This is a genomic window from Methylococcus mesophilus (assembly GCF_026247885.1).
Classification (GTDB): domain Bacteria; phylum Pseudomonadota; class Gammaproteobacteria; order Methylococcales; family Methylococcaceae; genus Methylococcus; species Methylococcus mesophilus.
This window is the reverse complement of the sequence record NZ_CP110921.1, coordinates 4,263,986-4,284,822: the sequence shown is the minus strand read 5'-3', so window position 1 is coordinate 4,284,822 and position 20,837 is coordinate 4,263,986. Positions and strand designations below refer to the sequence as shown.

Sequence of the window (20,837 nt, the reverse complement as noted above, 5' to 3'; positions counted from 1 at the left end):
GGCCGGCTCCGAAGCCGGCGTTTTCCAGCAATTATAATATGTTAATGATAGCGAACCCGCAGGGGCGGTCATGCGGCGGATTCGAGGTCGAGCATTTCGGGACTCAGCCCCTGGCTGCGGTAATAACGGAAATGCTCGCGCCGGAGTGCCCGCGCCGCATCATCCGGCTCGACCAGCTCGATCACGCGCCGGAACCGGCGGAACGCCTCCGGCACGGAGGAACCCAGATTGATCATCACGTCGTCGAAGCCGGCGGGCGGCTCCCGGCCCACTGCCACCGGACAGGCACCGGCATCCGTGTTTCCGGTAACCGCCAAGTGCGGGACGAAACTGCCCTGGCGGAAGGTCCACAGCAGTTCGTCCAGCCGCGCCGCCTCCTCTTCCGTGTCCGTCGACAGGAATACCTTGTGCCCCTGCCGGTAGGCCTTCTCGGTCAGCCTGCAGGCATAGGGAAAAACGCTTTCGTTGCCCGGCAGCAGATAGAAATCGACGCGGGTCATACCGCCCGGTCGATGAGGTATTGCACCAGAAGCGGCACGGGACGGCCGGTGGCACCCTTGTCCGCCCCGGTCTTCCACGCGGTCCCCGCGATGTCGAGATGCGCCCATTTGAAGTCCTTGGCGAACCGCGACAGGAAGCAGGCGGCGGTGATGCTGCCGCCGTCCGGCCCGCCGATGTTGGCGACGTCGCCAAAATTGGACTTGAGCTGCTCCTGGTAATCGTCCCAGATCGGCATACGCCAGACCCGATCCCAGGTGGCGTCACCAGCCCGGATCAGCTGCTCGCATAGTAAGTCGTCGTTGCCCATGAGGCCGCTGGGATGGCGCCCCAGCGCCACGATGCAGGCCCCGGTCAGGGTCGCCACGTCGATCACCGCCACCGGATCGAAGCGCTTGGCGTAGGTCAGCGCATCGCACAGGATGAGGCGACCTTCCGCATCGGTATTGAGGATCTCGATGGTGACGCCGGCCATGCTCTTGACGATGTCGCCGGGCTTGTTGGCGTTGCCGTCGGGAAGATTCTCCGAGGCCGGCACCAGTCCAACCACGTTCAGCGGCAGCCCGAGCTCCGCCACCGCCTGGATCGCGCCGATCACGCTGGCGCCCCCACACATGTCGTACTTCATCTCGTCCATGTTGGCGGCGGGCTTCAAGGAAATGCCGCCGGCGTCGAATGTCAGGCCCTTGCCGACCAGGACGTAGGGCTTGGCCTTGCCGCCGGCGCCGCGGTATTCCATGACAATCAGCTTGGCCGGCTGGCGGCTGCCGCGCGCCACCGACAGCAGGGCGCCCATCCCGAGCTCCTCCATATCGCTCTCTTCCAGCACCGAAACCTTGAGCTTCTTGTGCTCCTTGCCGATGGCCTGCGCCTGCTCCGCCAGGTAGGCGGGGGTGCAGACGTTACCCGGAAGATTGCCCAGGTTGCGGGCCAGGGTCATGCCGCGGGCAACGGCTTGCCCTTCGCGGATTCCGGTCTCGGCCAGGGCCCGATCCGTCTCGGATGCCGCCAGGAATTGAAGTCTCGAGAGGCGCGGCGGGTGATCTTCGGAAGTGTCGCCCTTCATCTCCTGGAAGCGGTAGAGCGCGCTTTCCAGCAGTTCGACGGCCTGGGGGGCCTTCCAGTCCACCCCGCGTTGGCCGACCTCGACCTCGTGCAATGCCGACACGGCATGCTTGGCGCCGGATTCCTTGAGCACCTTGAACGCCGCCGCCAGGCTCTTGCGGTAGCCGGCCACGTTCAGCTCCTCGCGCTTTCCCAGGCCCACCAGCAGCACCCGGTCGATCCGGCCGCCCGGCACGTGGTTGATCAGCAAAGTGTCGCCGGCCTTGCCTTCCACATCGTCGCGTTTGAGCAGCTTGGCCAGCAGCCCGTCGAGCATTGCGTCCAGGGCTTCCGCCGTGGGCGCGAGCTTGCGCTTCTGGAACACGCCCACGACCAGACAATCGGTCGAAAGCCGATCCAGCGCATCAGTTCTTGTCGAATACTCCATGCTATCATCCGCCTGCTTTGAGTCACCCGGCACCGCCGCGTCCACGCGCAGCTCAGCCGCCGGAAAAGCTGCTAGGTTAGTATGAATCCGCCGCCTTTTGAACCCAGAAAAGCACGCCGCCCCTTCGGACTCCCGACGATCGACCGTCTGATTGCAGGCGAATTGGCCAAGACGCTGTCCGCGGTGCTGTTCGTGCTCGTCGCCATCGTGGTCAGCCGTAAGTTCCTGGCCATCCTGGCGCGGGCCATCGAGGGCGAAGTCGCCACCGAAACGATCTTCACTCTGCTGGGCCTGAAAATCGTCGTCACTCTCGCAGCACTGTTGCCGGCATCCATGTTTCTCAGCGTTCTGATGGTGCTCGGACGCATGTACCGCGACAACGAGATGACGGTGTTCGCCTGCGCGGGCATAGGACCCATGCGGATTTACCGCTCCATCCTCCTCTTCGCCGGGCCGGTCTGCGTCCTGGGCGCGTTCCTTTCCCTGCAAGCCATGCCATGGTCCGAACGGCTGAGCCAGGAACTCATCAGCCAGGACGAGAAAGGCGCGGACGTGCGCGGCATCAAAGCCGGCCGGTTCAACGAATTCAGCCAGGGCGACGTCGTGCTCTACGCCGAGGAGCTGAACACCGACAAGACCATGAGCAAGGTTTTTGCACAAAGCCGCCGCGGCGATGAAACCGGCATCGTCATCGCCGAAAGCGGCCATATGGAAATCAACGACGCGGGCGATCATTTCGTCGTTTTGAACAACGGCCGCCGCTACCAGGGTGTGCCCGGACGCCCCGATTTCGTACTCAGCGAATTTCACGCCTATGGCGTGCGAATCAATCCGCCCGAAGGCAGCCAAGCGGCGCTCAAGCGCGAAGCCGCGAACAGCCTGCATCTGTGGATTTCGGGACGGCCGCGCGAACTCGCCGAACTCCAGCGCCGGCTGGCGGTACCGCTGGGCACCCTCGCCCTGACTCTCCTGGCCGTCCCGATTGCACGGACATCGCCGCGCGGCGGCGTGTGGGGCAACCTGATCGGCGCCTTCCTGATCTACATCGTCTACGAGAACCTGCAGAAAATCTCCCAGGGCCTGCTCGCCACCGGCAAGTTGTCGCTGGGATTGAGCTACGGCGGCATCTATGCCGTGATGCTGCTCGCCACCGCTTTGCTCCTGGCCCGCAACACCGGCTGGCGCTGGCTACGTGACACGGCTCTTGGCCGCCGATGAATACTCTGAACCGCTACATCGGACGGGAAGTCGTCAAGGGGGCCGCATTTGCCGCACTGGTCCTGGTCGCCCTCCTCAACTTCTTCACCTTCGCCGACGAACTGCGCGATCTGGGCGAGGGAAACTATGGACTCGGCAGCATCTTCCTCTACCTGACGCTGACCTCTCCCCATAGTCTGTACGAACTCATCCCCTCCGGCGCACTGATCGGCGGGCTGGTGGTGCTCGGCAACATGGCGAACAGCCATGAACTGGTGGCGATGCAGGCCGCCGGAGTTTCCCGGGGCCGCATCGTCTGGGCGGTCCTGCGAGCGGGCATAGTGATCTCGTTGATATCGGTTGTCATCAGCGAATACATCATTCCGCCGGCGGAACGGGCCGCCCAAATGCTCAAGGCCACCGCGACCCGCCAACAGGTCGCTTCCCAGACCAAGTACGGAGTCTGGATCCGCGATGGCAACGTTTACGTCAATATCCGGGAAATCGAGAACCAGGAACAATTAGGCGACATCCACATCTTCGAAATCTCACCCGACGGCCGGCCAACCCTGGCAATGCATGCGGCGCGCGCGAGTTTCGACCGCGGCATCTGGAAACTCAAGGACATCGGCGTCACCCGCTTCAATGCTGATGGGAACGCCGCCGTCGCGGAACACAAGGAACAGGAGGACTGGTCCTCCGTGCTGTCTCCGGACATGCTCGACGTGTTCATCGTCCGGCCGGAAAACCTGTCGGCGCAGGATCTCGCCAAATACATGGCCTATCAGACCGAAAACGCGCAAAAATCGCTGGCCGTGGAGCAGGCCTTCTGGGGCCGCATGGTCAACCCGTTCATCACGCTGGCCATGCTGCTGCTGGCCATCCCCTTCGTGCTCAACGTCCGCCGCGACGTCAGCAGCGGACAGCGGATCGTGGTCGGCGTCACGATCGGCCTTGGCTTTTATCTGACCAGCAGGATGGTGTCCCATCTGGGACTGGTATACGAACTGAATGCCCCGCTGACGATGGTGACGCCTCCCCTGGTGGTCCTCAGCGCCGCCTTGATCGCCTTCAAGCGAAGGCCGTAGGCGGGGGTCAGTCCGTCCGCAGGACCGACGTACGGGAAACGATGTCCTGCAAAGTCCGGCGCCGTGCATCGAACCAGGCCCACAAGGTACCGACGCCCAGTGTGAGGACGCCGACCAGCAATCGGATCGCGGCCTGGGACCACCGAAGCGGTTCACGGCCTTCCGGGCAGAGACGGATGCGCCAGGCACGCATACCGGGCGTCTGTCCGCCATGTACCCAAAACCAGCCGAAGTATAGGAAAACGACCGCCGCCATAAGCGCCGAGTATATCGGCTGCCCAGGAGCGAAAGCCTGACCCGCATTCAATGGCAATACCAGTGCCGTAGCCGCGAACAGCACCCCCGCTACCATTAAGACGTCGTAAAGAAACGCGGCGAAGCGGCGAAACACCCCCGCCGCCGCGCCGCGCACTGGAACGCTGCGGTCCCCTGAGCTCGCAGCGGATCTGACAGGTTTCACCGAGGGCGCATCACTCCCGCGTCACCAGCTTTGCTCCGAAATACATCGACAGATAAATCAGCCCGCCGACGAAGAGTATGTTGAGCACGACGGGGGGACGAACCAGCGGCATGAACATCAGGATGCCGATGTCGGCGACCAGCAGACTGGTCAGCAGCGGATGACCGACGAACGTGTTGAGATCGAACTTGAACGGCATAGAACCTCCTCCAAATTAATTATTGTGGACCGGAAAGGCCGCTTTGGATCTTAGCCATCTGCCCGGTCTGGATTCCACCGGTCAGACCAGGGGAATTATAACCGTCCATTGCGGTGCGGCCATCAGCCGATGTGCTTACAACCGGAAAGTGACGCGGCGCTGGTCGCGGCCCCAGGGCGGGGAGAAAGGATTCCCGCCCCGCCGCCGACACGGCTTGTGGTGCATTACAACCCATTCCGGCGAACCAATCGCATCACGGAATCTTCATATTACTGATTTATAAAATTAAATCCGGCTTGGCTTCTAACTTGCTCCAGCGCGCATGTCGCTCTCGCCTCAAGCGCCCCCACCCCTCAGGCGGCTCAACTCATTGCACCTAAAAAGGGAATCCTTGTCAGCGTTTCGTGTCCTCCTTATGGAAACTTCCGTTCACCGGATAGCCAAAATTTCACGGCGCCGCGATGGCTGCAAACCGTTCGAAACGACTTTGGCTCGTCTTGGACTACTTATCCTCCTTCACCTGGGGCTTTCGGCATCCTGGGCGGCGGCGGAGCCTTTGAGCGAAAGCCAGGTCATTGGCCTGTTCTACGCCCGCAACCTCTCCCTCATCTCAGCGGAATTCGGGCTGGAAACGGCGCAGGCGCAAAAGGTGATCGCTGCCGCCATACCGAACCCGGAGCTGAACCTGTATTCGCAGGAACTGGCACCGAATTACCCCATTTCATCGAATGGACCGGTCATCTACGTCTCGGTCTCCCAGCTCATTGAAACCGCAGGGAAACGCCGCCTGAGGATGGAAAACAGCCTGCTGGGCGAACAAGCCGCGGAAAGCGATCTGCGCGACGCTATCCGCATACTGACCCAGGCGGTACGCCGCGCCTACTACGACCTGCTCTTGGCGCAGGAAACGATGGACGCCACCCAAGAGCAGAGCCGCCACGTCCAGCGGCTGGTCGAAGTACAAAAGAAGCGTTTCGATGTAGGCGACATTTCGGAACGGGACCTCACCCGCATCAAGATCGAAGCACTAAAGGCTCAATCGGACATAGACAAAAATTCCGCCCAGATCGTTTCCGCACGGTCGCAGCTGGCCGTGTTCTTGGCATGGCCGGAAAATACTGCAAGCATGAGCGTGAAAGACCAATGGCCCGAGGGAAAAGCCTTTGACGGTTTGAAAGACGAGGTGTCGGCGATGAACGCCGCCATGGAGCGACGCCCAGACCTTCTGGCAGCCAGGACTCGGTATACGCAGGCAAAACACGGGGTCGATTTGGCGAAGGCGCAGCGCATCCCGGACGTCAAGATCACGGCCGGATTCGCGCATGACCTCGGCAACTACGTACAAAATGGAGCAACGCTGGGACTCAGCGTTCCTCTGCCTTTGTTTTACAGGCAGGAAGGCGAAATCGCCCAGGCAGGCATCCGATCGAACGACGCCGAATTACGCGTCAGACAAACGGAAGTCGCGGTGCGTTCCGAAGTGAGTACCGCCTTCGCCGCCTGGATCTCGGCCAACACTATCGTCAAACGCTTCGAAACCGAGGTGATGCAGAAGGCGACACATATCCGGGATTCGGCGGAAATCGCATATACCAGCGGAAGCACTGACATCCTCGACCTTATCCAGGCACAGCGCGACTACCGTAACACCATTCTGGACTACTACCAGGCTCAGGCCAACCGGGCATATGCTTATGTCGACCTGAAAATGGCCATCGGCGAGGAGTAAGGATTTGGCAGGGAATAACTTCCGGAAATTAACAGCGGTCGTTCCGGCATGGACTCACGGCAGGCCAGCCTGCCTGCCGCCTTATCGGGTCGATGCACAAATCGGCAGGAAAGCCGATTTGCACGCGTAGCCCCCGCAGAGGGCGGCATAGGGATGTGCCGCATAAAATCCGCTCCCGGCGGATTTGTGCCGGCATGACGGTACTTTGAACGAAAATGCCGTTCGGTCACTCCGGGAAGGTATTTTCGACAGACCCTAAGCGCCGCAGGGAAAGCATCCCTAACGAAAGGAGAAGACCGCACCCCTGTAAAAGCGGCCGCCGGAGCCGGCGGGAGTTTCGCCAGGCCTACCCGGCCCGGCGAAACTCAGCCGAAGAGGTCAAGGAGCCTTTTCCTTTTCCTTGACGTCCGACAGGGCTTTTTTCGCTTCGTCGGCCGCATCACCCGCGACTTTCTTTTTCGCATCCTTCTCGGCTTTCTTCAGATCACGGAAAGCCTTGCGGTCGGCTTCCGCCTTCGGGGCATCGCCACTGATCTGCTTCATGGGTTCGGCGTAGGGGTGCGCCTTGTTTTCCTTGATCAGATGTTTCTCGGCCTCGTCGAGTTCTTTCGCCGCTTTCGAAGTGGCGCCTTTGGCGCTGTCCTGCGCCGCCTTCTCCAGATCCTCGACGGCTTCCTTTCCTTGCTCGTCCGCGAAGACCGTCGATGGCGCCGCGCACGAAACGAACGCTGCGAGAGCTGCACCAAAAATGCTCAGATTATTTTTCATGTCAACAATCTCCTCAAAGAACTGCCCCCGGCCAGATCCGGTCAGAAGCTGATGACCACATCAGTCGAAAACAGGATCTGGTCGCCCCGATCCCCGGCGTAGCCCACCGATGCGCCGCCGTTGTTGAACGGCCTCGAACCGTCCGCCCAATCGTAACGCAGATTGGGTCGCACCATCAGCCACTTCGACGGCTTCCAGTTCAACCCCAGGGTGAATGCGTAGAAGCTGGAGGCCGGCAGGTACGAGCCCAGCCCGACACCGCCGACCTGACGGCCGACCGAGAACACGCGGCCGAAGTTGGCGCCAGTCGGGTCGGAGGAGACGACCGCATCGTCGTCGCGGAACCATTCGCCGCGAAGGCCGACCGACAGGTCGTCCATCAGGTCGTAGAAGATGTAGTTGTTGATGCCGTACCAGGTGGCGTCCTGCGGCTTGCCGTTGGCCCCGACGGACGCGCCGTCGGCAAAGCCGTGGTCATGCTGGAAGACATAGTGCAGGTCTTCCGTGAAGTTGTGCTGGATCACCAGGCTGTAGATGCTCCACTGGTTGGAGTTGGTCTCGGAGGTGGGACCGGTGGTGCCGCTGATGTTGACCTTGGTGCCCTGGTCGTCGCTGGCCCAGCCGACGCCGCCGATGCCGGACCAGGCGCCCAGGCCCTGGTTGAAGCCGCCGTCCCAGCCGCCGACTACGCTGCCGGTGACGACACCGCCGGTCAGGGTCCAGTTGGAGTCGATCGGGTAGCTGCCCAAAAGACCAGTGTGGGTGAAGGGCTCGCCGTACTGCATGGTGTAGGCGTGCGAGTAGAAGAAGTTGTCCGGCGCGGTAACGACTTCATAGCCGATGATGGTGTAGAAGTGGCCGACCTTGAGGGTGAGGCCGTTGCCGATGGGCGCGTAGACCGAAGCGTAGGCCTGGGGCAGCGCGGTACGGTAGTACTTGATGTTGCTGGCGTTCAGATGCAGGTCCCAGCTGCCTTGCGGGGCGCCGTAGGCCTGGGTATAGCCTGCATCGGTGCCGTACATGAAGTCGAAACGGCCACCGAAGTCCCAGTCGTCGCCCGAGGTGGCCACGGCCCGTTCCAAGTAGACGTACAGCTGGTTCATCTGCAGTTCGGCCGAGCGGTCGCCGAACGATACCGGACCGTTCCATTTGCTGTTGTTGAAGTTCGTCGATATGCCCGTATCGATCCAGCCGCCCCACTTGACGCCCCACTCCTCGAAAGGCTGCACGTTGGCGCCATCGGTCGCCCAGTCCAGCAACCCCGTCGTTTCGGCAAAGTCCTTCGCTTCCCCACCGGCGGCAAGTGTCGCCAGGATCCCGAACACCAGCGGTCTCAGCTTGGCTGTTTGAATCATCATCGTCTCCTGTTGGTTATGCAGCGTTGTCTTGGATCGCCACTCTCAGAAGTTTTTTAGCACAGAATATGCCACTTCAAATCAAAAGGACAAACAATGAGTTGAGCGGATTACAGCATCATGAACCGCTCATGAAAGCACCATATCGGTGCATTTGTGCTCCAGATTTGTACAATTACAACAGAAACCGACTTATCACCAACAACGGCTTTGCGGCATACACCTGGCCTCGTCCACCCATACCGCAACGTTCCGCATTGCGCTAAAGTGTGGTTTCGTCGTCTGCCCACCCCACAGCCCAACAGTGACCCGGAACACCAAGGCACACTCTGCACAAAGCTCACAATAAAGCACTCCGAGACCACCAATTTACGATCTATGCGGCATCCTACGGCTATCGTCAGCATCGCGCTGCTCACAGGGATCGTCCTCGCCGGCTGCACGGCCATCAGAACCCGCACCCCGGAAGGCGGCGACGTCACCATGAACGAAAAAGAATTCGCGACCTATGTCGAACATGTTTTCCGCCATCACAACCAGGTTTTGAACGAGCTGATCACCTCGGAAGAAACCGCCGCAGGGAATGGAGACGTCGACGCGGACGAACTCGAGGACGCGGAAACGGACATGATCCGGACCTGCGATCCTCTGAACGAAGTCGCTGCGGCGGAAGCCGAACAGCGCCATGCGAGCTTTTCCACCCTGATGAAACTCGCGGACGTGGTGCCGGAGTGCGAGTCCCTGACCCGTGAGCTGGAGGCCCTCTTGCACCCCACAACCCTTGACCTCACCGATACCAACGTGAACAAAAGCAGCGGAACCTCCGGTGCCGGCGGTAGTCCGGCTAGTCGTACTGCGCCTTGATCGCCTGCGCCAGATCGTGCACGGCCATGGCATAGTAGGTGCTGTTGTTGTAGCGGGTGATCACATAGAAATTCGGCAAGCCCAGCCAATATTCGTCTTCCGCCTGCGCGCGCAGGCGTAGCAGGCTGACGGGCGTCTCCGCACCCAGGTTCCGTGGAGGCACGATCCCGTTGCGGGCAAGTTCAGCCACCGAGTAGCGGGTGTTGTATCCGGTTTCGAGTTCATAAGCCCCGCCGGCCTTCAAGACCGCCGGCGTCACGACCCCCTCCCCTGTCCGCCAGCCATGCACGGCGAAATAGTTGGCTACGCTGCCGATGGCGTCCGCTGGCTGCCAGAGGTCTTTCCTGCCGTCCCCGTCGAAGTCCACCGCCCAGTTCAGGAAGCTGCTGGGCATGAACTGGCCCAGCCCCATGGCGCCGGCGAAAGACCCTTTCGGCTGCGCAGGATCGATCCGCTCCTGCCGCGCCATCAGCAGAAATTTCTCCAGTTCCTCCGCGAAATAATCGGCACGCCGCGGCGAATCGAACGCCAGGGTCGTCAAGGCGTCCAGCACCCGGTGACTGCCGAGGTTGGCCCCGTAGGCGGTCTCCACCCCCATGATGCCGAGGATGTATTCCGGAGGCACGCCGTAGCGCTCGCTGGCCTGCCGCAAGGTACCGGCATGCCGGCGCCAGAAATCGACGCCACGGGAGATGTGCAAATTATCCAGGAACTGGGCGCGATACCTGGACCATCCGCCCGGGCTGGGCGGCCCCGGCTTGGATTCCTTGCGCATGTAGTTGATCGTCCAGGTTTTACGCTGCGCCTGGGAAAACAGGCCGTTCAGATAGTCGCGGGGAAAGCCGTGCTGCTGCGCCATCCTGGCGATGAACCGGTCGAGCGCCGGATAACCGGCATAATCCCCCGTCACCGTTCTCGCCGAATAGCCTCCTTTCAGCGGCGTGCCTGATGCGGCTACGGTGGTTGCGGGCGCCTCCACGGCCGCAGGCGGAGACGCCGAAACACCACCCGCAATGGCGCTGCGCCGTGCCGGCGGATCGGAAGCGCAGCCCGACAGCAGGGCGAGTCCGATGAATATTGCAGGGGCAACATGAAATCGACGATGCATGGCGACAGAACTGTCCGTGACTACGCCCCGCAGCTCGGGGCCCAGCCGGGTATTCTAATCCATCGGCTTCCCGGAGGCTGGCGTGGCAGCCTGTCCGGACGGTATCCTTGGGACGGATAATCCATGCAGCCGCCAGCCCCGGACACATGCAGCCCCCGCCGATGGAACCCGATTCCACACCGACACAGCCGGACCAGCCCGCCCCCAAACCCCGGCCGAAACGGCAATCCAAGCCGAGGCGCCGCAAGAAGAAAAAAAAGAGCGTCCCGGCCTGGAAGCGCACGGCCATGATCGGCACCGAAGCGGGCGCTCTGACGGCCGCGTCTCTGGTGGCGGTCATCGCCGTTCTGGGTCACTCGGCGGACTGGTTTTCCGGAACCGGCTTCTGGGCGCATCTGCTGCCCTTCGCGGCGACGGTGCTTGCCCTGGCCCTCCTGCACGCCCTGGTGCTCCGGCTCTGGTTCCTCATCCGACCCTGGCTCGCCGGGAAGACCGAAGTCCTGCCTGCCATTCTGGCAGTCCTCATCGCCACAGGCGCCGGGACCCACGCCTCCCACGAGCAATTCCGGCATGAACTCGGCAGCCTGAGGACCCTGGTCGGCGGCAAGGAAGAGGCCGAGCGCGTCACCCTCTCCCATCAAGTCTTCGCGGCCTACCGGCGCTCCAACCTGGCCGATCTGCAGCGGCTGATCGAGCGGAGCCAGCTCTTCTGGCCCGCGATCCAGGAGGCCGCCGCGCGCTTCGACGTCGACACGGAACTCCTGCTCGGCGTCGCTTCCACGGAATCCTCGTTTCTCCCCCGCGACAGCAAAGACGGCGGCCGCGGCCTGTTCCAGATCACCGCGGCTCCGGCGCCGGCTGTGGAAGCCGCCCGGAAACGGCTGGACGCCGCCAAACTGGACCTGGCGAATCCGCGCCACAACGCCTACGTCGGGGCCGCCACGTTCCGGCACTATCTGGCCGAAATGCGCGGCGATCTGTTCCTCGCGCTGCTGGCCTACAACATCGGCCCCAAGAACGGCGGCCTCCAGTCCATCATGAGCCAGTACGGCGCCCGCGACTTCGTCACGATCCAGCCGTACCTGCAAAACCTGCCGCGGGACTATCCGATCCGGGTGCTGAGTTCGGCCCTCGCCTTCCGGCTCTGGCGGCTGGACGGCAAGCTGCCGCGCTACGAGGAAGGCGACAATGCCATGCACATCCAGAACGTCGGCATTCCCGGCCTGGAACCCGGCGGGCCTGCCGGATCGCCGCTGAGCGCCGCGCTGCTGCGCTGAAGGGTCACCCTCCCGCCAGCCGCGCCCGGACCACCTCGCGCACCTCTTCCACCGGGTCGTCGAGCAGCTCCCGCAAGGACTCCGGCGGCACTTTAACGGCGGCGAGGTAGCGGATCAGCCATTCACGGTCGCGCAGCAGCAGCGTCGCGCTGTCCGGATCCATCCGCTCGGCGACGATCTGGCGGACCTGCAGGTTCTCGTCGTAAGCCATCAGGGCGAGGCTCTGCGGCGGCAGCCGCCGCGCCACTTCCTTGCGCACCTGTTCGTCGGGGTCGGCGATCATGCGGAACAGCCGGCCCGCCGGCATCCGCCGCGCCACGTAGACACGCACCAGGTAATCCGCATCCGCTACCATCGCTTCCAGCCGCTCCGCGGGCAGACGGTCGGCCACAGTGATCCGAACCTCCCGGTCGACGTCGTGCATCAGAGCGTCCAGCCAGTCCACCGGCACACGATAGGCGACGGTGCGCCGGACCGCCTCGTCGTCGTCGAACAAGAGCGGCTTGAGTGCGCTCTGAGCGGCATAACGGGCGGCGACGGCCCGGCGCTCCCATTGGGAGTCGAAGAGGTAGCGCTCGGCGAGTGCCGGATTGCCCTTCAGGAAGCCGTCGATCCGCCGGCTGTTCTGAACCTGGATGCAAGCGTCGGCCGGATCGCAGCGGCCCGCCGGCAGCAGGTCCTTTTCGAATTCGCAGCCGGCGCAGTCCGGCGTGGAGGCGGGACCGGCTCCCGTCCCGGCTGTAGCGGCATTTTCGGGAACGGGCTCAGGCATGGCTTTCGCGCCGTTCCGCACGCCGCAGCAGACGGAGGATCTCGATGTTCTCCGCCAGATCCAGGGCCGTGAAATCGTCCTCCGTCCGGATACCGGGATCGGCGCCGCGGTCGAGCAGGAGCGAAACGGCTTCGGTCCTGCCGGACGAGGCGGCGAAAATGAGTGCGGTCGCACCGGACGGGTTGCGGCGGTCCGGATCGATGCCGGCATCGAGCAGGGCCGCAATGGTCGGAAGATCCCCGCTGTAGCACGCCGCCCACAGGGCGTCGTTGCCATAGGCGTCGGTTACGGTCAGGTCCGCCCCGGCGGCGGCAAGTGCCTCGACGACGTCGGCTCTTCCCAGTTGGCAGGCCTTGATGAGGGGCCACGTCCCGCCGCCCTCGCCGTTCGGCCCGCCCGGCTCGAAGCCGTGCTCGCGCAGCCAGCCGGCCAGCGGATCGGACGGTGCCCGCAGCTGCGCAGTGTCGGCATGCCAAGCTTCGAAACCGCCGTCCAGGCTGTATACTTCGCCGAAACCGAAATCGGCGAACATCTGGGCGACATCCTGGCTGGCGATGCCGTGATAGCAGTACACAAGCAAAGGCTTGTCGCGCGGCAGGCTTCTGCGCAATTCCAACGGATTGAGATCGGAGAACAGCAGCGCGCCGGGCAGGTGGCCGCTGTGGTAAGCGCCGGCATCGCGGACGTCGAGCAACAGCGGCTCTTTCGTCTCGATCACTTCGCGTGCTTCACGTGTCGATATGCGTCGGTACATCGTACTGTGTCGGATCGGTTGTAGGGTTCGGGACAACGATCACGGCGCTCTAAGGCCGCACCTCCCCGGCAGAAACCGGGACCTGGGGCCTTGAATGCCCCAGCGGCGCCGAACGTCTCAACCACTTTCGAGCAAATACCCTGCCAGACCGCCCACTCACGACGAAAACGACGTTATCCGGAGTCCAGCGACGATGACCATCCACCATGCCCTGGTGCTGAACCTGCACCAGCCTCCCGGCAACCTGGAGTACCTGCTCGACCATCAGGATTGGGAAGCCAAGGAAATCCTGTTCGCCTATGACCGCATCGCCCGCTCGCTGTGGGACTATTCCGACGTCGGCCGGGTGCATCTGTCGGTCTCCGGGACCCTGCTGGAAACCCTCTCCAGTCCGGGATTCCAGGAACGGGTCTACGGCATCGTCGACTGCGGCTCGGTGCTCTGGCACTGGCAGAACCAGTCCATCATCGACATCCTAGGCACCGGCTACTACCACCCGGTGCTGCCGTTGATTCCCGAGCGCGACCGGCTCGAACACCTCAAACGCTGGCAGGGCATCGCCGGCCACGTGTTCTGGCGTCAGCGCTTCAACGGCTTCTGGCCGCCGGAGATGGGCTTCTCCATGGAACTGATCCCCGTGCTGCGCAAATGCGGCTACCGCTACGTGATCGTCGACAGCGAGCACGTGGAGCCCGTCACCCCCATGGCCTGGCAGGAAATCCGCTACCGCCCCCACATCGCCCGCCACGGCAGCATGGAAATCATCGTCATCGTGCGCGACCGCGACCTATCGGACGCCCAGGAAGCCGGGATGGAGCCTGGCTGGTTCGAGAGCGAGCTGAAGGAGCGCACCAAGTGGTGCAATTTCGAGCCGCTGGTCACCACCTGCACCGACGGCGAGAACGGCGGCTGGTTCCGCAACACCACCCACGAGGCCAATTTCTGGGGGGCGTTCTACCAGCCGCTGCTGGCGGCGGCGCGCAGGGGCGGCGACATCCAGCCGGCCTTCATCCACGATTATCTGGACCGCTACGGCGTGTTCGGCGAAGTCAAGGTCAAGACCGGCGCATGGAACACCGGCTGGCACCACGGCCGCGACTTCACCCAATGGACAGGCTCGGAAGCGCAGAAACACGGGCTGGCCGAACTCCAGGCGCTGAGCGATGCCTTGCACGCCGAACTCGACAAACCCGGCGCTCAGGCGGCCGGCCAGGACCTCGATACGGCGCTGTGGCGGCTACTGCGGGCGGAAACGAGCTGCAATTTCTACTGGGGTGAGGATTGGGTCGGACGCGCCCGCGCCGATCTGGAGGAATCCCGCGCTGCCCTGGCGCGCCACCTCGCCACCCGCCTACCGCAGCGCCGTGAGACGTCCGTCGCCGCGCCGGAAACTCGGCATCTACCGGAAACGCCCAAACAGCCTGCGGGCTGACACCTATCCGGCGCAATCGCTTGTGTATCATTGCCGGGCGTTACTCAAACCCCCCGCCCCAATTCGAGGAGTTGTTCATGACTGAGATAGCGGAATACGTGGACGGCCTGCCCAACATCTGTGGCAGCGAAAGCCTGATCGAAGAGGCGCTGGAGCATCGCCCGGCCGAGGTCTTCCGACCCTCCAGCCCGATCGCATTCGATCGTGTCCGCAGCGCCTGCGCCATCGCCCTGCACATGCACCAGCCGCTCATTCCCGCCGGCGGCGGCGACCTCGCCAGCGCCGAGATCATCAGCAATCTCCAGTACATGATGGAAAACCAGCACATCGGCGACAACCACAATGCCCCGGTGTTCCGCTGGTGCTACAAGCGCATGGGCGAATTCATTCCCCAGCTGATGGAGGAAGGCAAGGAACCGCGGGTGATGCTGGAGTATTCAGGCACGTTGTTCCATGGGCTGCGCAAGATGGGCCTGGACGACGTCCTCGACAGCTTGAAGACCATTACCTGCCACCCGGAATACCGCCGCGCCGTCGAGTGGCTGGGCTGCCCCTGGGGGCACGCGGTCGCGCCGTCCACCCCGAGCCAGGACTTCCGGCTCCACGTCCAGGCCTGGCAGCAGCATTTCGCCGGCATCTTCGGCCTGGAGGCCCTGGAACGGGTTCGCGGCTTTTCTCCGTCCGAGATGGCTCTGCCCAATCATCCCGACGTCGCCTACGAATACGTCAAGACCCTCAAGGACTGCGGCTATTTGTGGGTGCTGGTACAGGAGCACACGGTGGAGGGTCCGGAAAACGGCCGGGGACCGGAGCTGAAGCACCTGCCGCACCGGCTGGTTTGCCGCAACTCCGCCGGCGAAAGCGTCAGCATCATCGCCATCGTCAAGACCCAGGGCAGCGACACCAAACTGGTCGCGCAGATGCAGCCCTATTACGAAGCCAAGAGCCTGTCGCGTTGGGAGCTCGCCGGCAAGAGCGTACCGCCCCTGGTCACCCAGATCGCCGACGGCGAGAACGGCGGGGTGATGATGAACGAATTCCCGCCCAAGTTCCTGGAGGTGGTGCGCGAAGCCAGTGCCAGCGACACCCCGCTGATGAACGCCACCGAATATCTGGAGTTCCTGTTCGCTCTGGGTATACGGGAGTCCGACCTGCCCGAACTCCAGCCGATCCACCAGAACAAGATCTGGGAGCGCTTCCAGCCCGGCGATGGCCCGGAGAAGCTGGCTAACACCATCGAGGAATTGAGGAAGGAAGACCACCGCTTCCACATGGAAGGCGGAAGCTGGACCAACGACATCTCCTGGGTGCGTGGCTACGAGAATGTGCTGGGGCCGATGGAGGAGGCCAGCGTGGCGTTCAACGCCAAGGCCATCGCACCTGGGGTGAACCCCGCCGAAGCGCGCTTCCGCAAGGGGCTGTTCCACCTGCTGACGGCGCAGACGAGCTGCTACCGCTACTGGGGCCAGGGACTGTGGACCGACTACGGACGCGAGCTTTGCCGCCGCACCCTGTCCATCCTCCAGCACGAATTCTGAGAAAACTGCAAAATATCCTGACCGGAAGGCGCCCTGAGGCGGCTTCCGGATGTTATCCTTGCACTTTTTCGCCGCCGGCGTCCTGCGGAGCGTGGCCATCGCTTTGTCAAGGATAAGGAAACGGCCGGGACCAGCCAGACCTGACATGGAACACCAGCCCAACGTCTCCCAAAAACTCCGCGTCACCTGTACCAACTGCAGCCTCAACTCGCTGTGCATACCGCGCGGCCTCGCCCAGGAAGACGTCGACCGGATCGCCGACATCGTCGGGCGCAGGAAGACCCTGGCGCGCGGCGAATACCTCTACCGGCGCGGGGATTCCTTCCGCGGCATCATCGCGATCAAGGCCGGCACCGCCAAGCTGATCGCCCAGGACCGGCGTGGGGAGGAGTTCGTCTCCGCGTTCCTGCTGCCGGGCGAACTGCTCGGGTTCGACGGCCTCTCCACGGACATTCACCAGTGCTCCGCCATCGCGCTGGAAACCTTCAGCTATTGCGAGCTGCCCGCCGCCCAGTTGGACTCCCTGTGCCGGGAGGTGCCCAAACTCCTGCGCGAGCTGTTCCGGCATGCGGGCAAGAGCATCGACAGCGCCACCGACCTTGCCCTGCTCGCCAAGCGGCCTGCCGAGGCCCGCGTCGCCGCCTTTCTCGCCGATCTGTCCGAACGCCTGCAGCAGCGCGGATTTTCCGGCGCCGAGTTCCGCCTGAGCCTGACCCGCCAGGAGATCGGCGAATACTTAGGGATGGCGCTGGAAACCGTGAGCCGCATTCTCAGCCAGTTCGCCAACCAGGGCGTCATCACCATCAACAGCCGCAACGTCCAGATCCTCGACACCGCTGCGCTGAAACGGATCGCCCGGGGCGACCAGTTGCTCAAGCCTTGAGACCCGTTCCCCGCCGCAACAGGATCAGCGCCGCCAGCGTCAAGCCCAGGATCAAAATCCCGACCATGGCGAAAGCCAGTTCCACCGGAACGTCGGAAATCCCCAGAAAGCCGTAGCGGAAGGCGTTGATCATGTACAGGATGGGGTTGAAGCGCGAAGCCTCCCGCCAGAATTCCGGCAGCAGTTCGATCGAGTAGAACACGCCGCCCAGGTAAACCAGCGGCGTGAGCACGAAATTCGGCACGATGGAAATGTCGTCGAAGCTGTTTGCAAATATCGCGTTCAGGAAACCCGCCAGGGAGAACAGGGTCGCCGTCAGCACGAACATGGCCGCCACCGCCCAGGGATGCACCGGGCGGAAATCGGCGAACAGCGCCGAGATCGCCAGCACCACCCCACCGACCACCAGCCCCCGCACCACCCCGCCGCCGACGTAGCCCGCCAGAATCACTCCATCGGGCACCGGCGCCACCAGCAATTCCTCGATGTTGTGCTGGAACTTGGTGGAATAGAACGAAGACACCACGTTCATGTACGAATTGGTGATGACCGACATCAGGACCACGCCGGGGACGATGTAGTCGATGTAGCTGAAACCGCCCATTTCGCCGATCCGGGCGCCGACCACCGTACCGAAGATCAGGAAATACAGGCCCGTGGTCACCGCCGGCGGCAGCACGGTCTGCGGCCAGATCCGCAGGAACCGGTAGATTTCTTTGAACAGGATGGTCTGCAGAGCGACGCGGTAGTTCATAGGCGATCAGGCACCGTCTTCGGACGTCTCGAGCATGTCCACGAAAAGCTGTTCCAGCCGGTTCGCCGCATTGCGCAGAGTTGCCACCTCGATGCCGGCCTGGCCGAGGGCGTCGAACAGGCCATGCACCCCGAGTTCCGTCGGCACCGTGGCCAGGACGGTGCGCTCGCCCCGCAGTTCCAGCCGATAGCCGGGAACCTCGGGCAGCGCCGACACGGGGTGACGCAGTTCCAGGATGAAGGCGTTCGCCTCGAGCTTGGCCAGCAAGCTGGCCATGTCGCTGTGCTCCACGATCCGGCCGTGATTGATGATGGCAATGTGGCGGCAGAGGTTTTCGGCTTCTTCCAGGTAATGGGTAGTCAGGATGATGGTCGTGCCTTCGCGGTTGATGCGGCGCAGCAAGGCCCACATCGACCGGCGGATCTCGATGTCGACCCCGGCGGTCGGCTCATCGAGGATCAGGAGCCGCGGCCGGTGCACCAGCGCGCGGGCGATCATCAGGCGCCGCTTCATGCCGCCGGAGAGATGGCGGGACACGGAATTGCGCTTGTCCCAGAGCCCCAATTGGGTGATGCACTCCTCGGCGCGGCGACGAGCCTCGCGGCGGGGAATGCCGTAGTAGCCCGCCTGGTTGATCACGACGTCGATGACTTTCTCGAACTGGTTGAAATTGACTTCCTGCGGAACCAGGCCCAGGCAGCACTTGGCGGCCTCCCGCTCGCGGTCGAGATCATGGCCGAAAATGCGCACCGTACCCGAACTTTTGGTTATCAGCGAACTCAAGATGCCGATGGTGGTCGACTTGCCGGCGCCATTCGGCCCGAGCAACGCGAAGAAATCCCCCGCCGCCACGTCCAGGTCGATGCCTTTGAGAGCCTCGTGTCCGTTGCGGTAGGTCTTGCGGAGATTGCGGATGGAGAGGGCCGGTGTCACGGAAATTTAACGGCTCGATTGATTACAATGGAGGCGTCCGTCCCCCCAACATTCAAGGCCAGGCATTGTATCAGAACCCTCCCGCCGCCTCGTCCCCGGTTTCACGCACAAACTGCGGACCGCAAGGCCGCCGAAATCCGCCGGAACTCGTCGCGGCGATCGACCTCGGCTCCAATAGCTTCCACATGATCGTCGCCAACCTTCGCGGCAGCGAACTGGTGGTGGTCGACCGCCTGCGCGAAATGGTCCGGCTGGCCGCCGGCCTCACGCCGGCGCGCAATCTGAGCCCGGAAGTCCAACTGCGCGCACTGGAATGCCTGGAACGGTTAGGCCAGCGGGTACGCGACATGCCGCCCGGCACCGTCCGCGCCGTGGGCACCAATACACTCCGGGCCGCCCGCAACGCCCAGGCTTTCCTCATCATGGCGGAACAGGCGCTGGGCCATCCCATCGAGATCATTTCCGGCATCGAGGAAGCCCGCCTGACCTATCTGGGCGTCGCGCAGAGTCTGGCCGCCAACGGCCGGCGCCGGATGGTCATGGACATCGGCGGCGGCAGCACCGAATTCATCATCGGCGTGGACAACACCCCGCGCGACAAGGAAAGCCTGCGCCTGGGCTGCGTGTCCATGAGCCTCGCCCATTTCGGAGACGGCAAGATCACCCCCAAGCGCTTCCGGCGCGCGGTCCTCCACGCCGAACAGGAACTCGAACCGATCGAGCATGTCTTCAACCGCGACCGCTGGGACGAAGCGGTCGGCTCCTCCGGCACCTTGCGCGTAATCCAGCGCATCATCCAGACCTCGGGCTGGAGTCGGGACGGCATCACGCCGGAAGGACTGAACCGCCTGGCGGACGCGATGCTTGCCGCTGGCCACGTCGACCGCCTTGCGCTTCCCGAACTCAGCCCGGAGCGCCGGCCCATCATCGTTGGCGGAACGGCGATCGTCCATGCCGCCTTCAACGTGCTGCGCGTCCCCCTCATGAAAGTCGCGGACGGCGCTCTGCGGGAGGGATTGCTGTACGACCTGCTGGGCCGTCTGTTCGACGACGACGTCCGGAGCCGCAGCGTGTCGGCCCTGGCGGCGCGCTACCACGTCGACGCCGCCCATGCCGGCCGGGTGCGCGATACCGCCCGCCAGCTGCTGGAACAATGGCCCTGGACCGGCACCATCGACCGCGATGTCGCCCGGCTCTGGCTGGACTGGGCGGCGGAACTGCATGAGATCGGCCTAGACATCGCCCACAGCCAATACCAGAAACACGGCGCCTACATCGCCGCCAACGCCGATCTGGCCGGATTTTCACGCCACGAGCAGAACGTCCTGGCCGCGCTGATCCGCGCCCACCGGCGAAAGTTCCCGGCCAAGCTGTTCCGCGAACTACCCGCCCCTTGGAACGAGGCCGGGAAAGCCCTCGCAGTGATACTTCGGCTCGCCGTGGTCCTCAACCGCAGCCGCCAAAACGTTCCGCCGGACACGACACTGGACCACCGGGGCAATGCCATCGCCCTGGGCTTTCCAGAAGGCTGGCTCAGCGAACATCCCCTCACCTGCGCCGACCTGGAACAGGAAGCCGAATACCTGCGCGGAGCGGACCTGGCGCTGAATTTCACCTGAACCCCTGCCCATTGGCGGGGGAAATCCCCTATTTGGGTGGACCGGTCCTTCGTGGTCATCTTGCCGCCAACGAATCCTCGGCCATCGCTGAAACCGGCAGGCTACCGGATGCCGACT

Annotated in this window: 20 protein-coding genes; 9 read left to right on the top strand and 11 right to left on the bottom strand. The window is 63.4% G+C overall.

Features of this window, described 5'->3' with window-relative positions; genetic code table 11:
- Window positions 1-68 precede the first annotated feature (68 nt).
- The gene (locus tag OOT43_RS20140) at window positions 69-500 is read right to left on the bottom strand and encodes a DNA polymerase III subunit chi (protein WP_266022501.1); all 432 of its coding nucleotides are present in this window, start codon (window positions 498-500) and stop codon (window positions 69-71) included.
- The gene (locus OOT43_RS20135) at window positions 497-1,990 is read right to left on the bottom strand and encodes a leucyl aminopeptidase (RefSeq protein ID WP_266022500.1); all 1,494 of its coding nucleotides are present in this window, start codon (window positions 1,988-1,990) and stop codon (window positions 497-499) included. The genes OOT43_RS20140 and OOT43_RS20135 overlap by 4 nt, the downstream gene beginning before the upstream one ends.
- 81 nt (window positions 1,991-2,071) lie before the next feature.
- Between OOT43_RS20135 and lptF the strand changes: the two genes are divergently transcribed.
- Window positions 2,072-3,208: an LPS export ABC transporter permease LptF gene (gene lptF, locus OOT43_RS20130; protein WP_266022499.1), complete on the top strand. Its 1,137-nt coding sequence runs from the start codon at window positions 2,072-2,074 to the stop codon at window positions 3,206-3,208.
- Window positions 3,205-4,275 carry an LPS export ABC transporter permease LptG gene (gene lptG, locus OOT43_RS20125; protein ID WP_266022497.1) on the top strand — a complete coding sequence of 357 codons (1,071 nt, stop codon included), beginning with the start codon at window positions 3,205-3,207 and terminating at the stop codon, window positions 4,273-4,275. Before lptF ends, lptG begins: the two co-directional genes overlap by 4 nt.
- Window positions 4,276-4,282: 7 nt before the next feature.
- Here the strand turns inward: lptG and OOT43_RS20120 are convergent, their stop codons facing one another.
- Window positions 4,283-4,735 (bottom strand): RDD family protein, encoded by a 453-nt coding sequence (locus OOT43_RS20120; RefSeq protein WP_266022496.1) that lies wholly within the window; start codon window positions 4,733-4,735, stop codon window positions 4,283-4,285.
- A gap of 10 nt (window positions 4,736-4,745) precedes the next feature.
- Window positions 4,746-4,934, bottom strand: a complete 189-nt coding sequence (locus OOT43_RS20115) for a hypothetical protein (protein ID WP_266022495.1) — start codon at window positions 4,932-4,934, stop codon at window positions 4,746-4,748.
- Between the two features lie 322 nt (window positions 4,935-5,256).
- Between OOT43_RS20115 and OOT43_RS20110 the strand changes: the two genes are divergently transcribed.
- Window positions 5,257-6,663: a TolC family protein gene (locus OOT43_RS20110; protein WP_266022493.1), complete on the top strand. Its 1,407-nt coding sequence runs from the start codon at window positions 5,257-5,259 to the stop codon at window positions 6,661-6,663.
- Between the two features lie 378 nt (window positions 6,664-7,041).
- Here the strand turns inward: OOT43_RS20110 and OOT43_RS20105 are convergent, their stop codons facing one another.
- Both OOT43_RS20105 and OOT43_RS20100 read right to left on the bottom strand, forming a co-directional pair.
- Entirely contained in the window at window positions 7,042-7,431 is a 390-nt protein-coding gene (locus tag OOT43_RS20105) for a small metal-binding protein SmbP (protein WP_266022491.1), read from the bottom strand.
- Window positions 7,432-7,472: 41 nt separating this feature from the next.
- Complete coding sequence (locus tag OOT43_RS20100; RefSeq protein WP_394358067.1) at window positions 7,473-8,786, bottom strand: porin; 1,314 nt, start codon at window positions 8,784-8,786, stop codon at window positions 7,473-7,475.
- Window positions 8,787-9,164: 378 nt separating this feature from the next.
- Between OOT43_RS20100 and OOT43_RS20095 the strand changes: the two genes are divergently transcribed.
- Entirely contained in the window at window positions 9,165-9,650 is a 486-nt protein-coding gene (locus OOT43_RS20095) for a hypothetical protein (RefSeq protein ID WP_266022489.1), read from the top strand.
- Here the strand turns inward: OOT43_RS20095 and mltB are convergent.
- Window positions 9,631-10,758, bottom strand: coding sequence for a lytic murein transglycosylase B (gene mltB, locus OOT43_RS20090; protein WP_266022488.1), 1,128 nt, complete (start codon window positions 10,756-10,758; stop codon window positions 9,631-9,633). The two genes, OOT43_RS20095 and mltB, sit on opposite strands and share 20 nt — an antisense overlap.
- Before the next feature lie 161 nt (window positions 10,759-10,919).
- On the opposite strand from mltB, the gene OOT43_RS20085 reads away from it, so the two are divergent.
- Window positions 10,920-12,035 carry a transglycosylase SLT domain-containing protein gene (locus tag OOT43_RS20085; protein WP_266022486.1) on the top strand — a complete coding sequence of 372 codons (1,116 nt, stop codon included), beginning with the start codon at window positions 10,920-10,922 and terminating at the stop codon, window positions 12,033-12,035.
- Between the two features lie 4 nt (window positions 12,036-12,039).
- On the opposite strand, the gene OOT43_RS20080 is transcribed toward OOT43_RS20085, so the two are convergent.
- Window positions 12,040-12,807, bottom strand: a complete 768-nt coding sequence (locus OOT43_RS20080) for a 4Fe4S-binding leucine-rich repeat protein (protein WP_266022485.1) — start codon at window positions 12,805-12,807, stop codon at window positions 12,040-12,042.
- On the bottom strand, window positions 12,800-13,561 hold the full coding sequence (locus OOT43_RS20075) for an ankyrin repeat domain-containing protein (protein WP_266022484.1): 762 nt from the start codon (window positions 13,559-13,561) through the stop codon (window positions 12,800-12,802). Before OOT43_RS20075 ends, OOT43_RS20080 begins: the two co-directional genes overlap by 8 nt.
- A gap of 193 nt (window positions 13,562-13,754) precedes the next feature.
- Here OOT43_RS20075 and OOT43_RS20070 point away from each other — a divergent pair, with 193 nt between their 5' ends.
- The 3 genes from OOT43_RS20070 to OOT43_RS20060 all read left to right on the top strand — a co-directional run bounded on the left by OOT43_RS20070 (window position 13,755) and on the right by OOT43_RS20060 (window position 17,414).
- Window positions 13,755-14,993 (top strand): polysaccharide deacetylase family protein, encoded by a 1,239-nt coding sequence (locus OOT43_RS20070; RefSeq protein WP_266022483.1) that lies wholly within the window; start codon window positions 13,755-13,757, stop codon window positions 14,991-14,993.
- A gap of 77 nt (window positions 14,994-15,070) precedes the next feature.
- Complete coding sequence (locus OOT43_RS20065; RefSeq protein ID WP_266022482.1) at window positions 15,071-16,531, top strand: glycosyl hydrolase family 57; 1,461 nt, start codon at window positions 15,071-15,073, stop codon at window positions 16,529-16,531.
- Between the two features lie 145 nt (window positions 16,532-16,676).
- Window positions 16,677-17,414: a helix-turn-helix domain-containing protein gene (locus OOT43_RS20060; RefSeq protein WP_266022481.1), complete on the top strand. Its 738-nt coding sequence runs from the start codon at window positions 16,677-16,679 to the stop codon at window positions 17,412-17,414.
- Here OOT43_RS20060 and OOT43_RS20055 read toward each other — a convergent pair.
- Entirely contained in the window at window positions 17,404-18,168 is a 765-nt protein-coding gene (locus OOT43_RS20055) for an ABC transporter permease (protein WP_266022479.1), read from the bottom strand. The genes OOT43_RS20060 and OOT43_RS20055 overlap by 11 nt on opposite strands.
- A 6-nt stretch (window positions 18,169-18,174) precedes the next feature.
- On the bottom strand, window positions 18,175-19,101 hold the full coding sequence (locus OOT43_RS20050; protein WP_266022478.1) for an ABC transporter ATP-binding protein: 927 nt from the start codon (window positions 19,099-19,101) through the stop codon (window positions 18,175-18,177).
- Between OOT43_RS20050 and OOT43_RS20045 the strand changes: the two genes are divergently transcribed.
- The gene (locus OOT43_RS20045) at window positions 19,095-20,720 is read left to right on the top strand and encodes a Ppx/GppA phosphatase family protein (RefSeq protein WP_449406826.1); all 1,626 of its coding nucleotides are present in this window, start codon (window positions 19,095-19,097) and stop codon (window positions 20,718-20,720) included. The two genes, OOT43_RS20050 and OOT43_RS20045, sit on opposite strands and share 7 nt — an antisense overlap.
- Window positions 20,721-20,837: the final 117 nt, after the last annotated feature.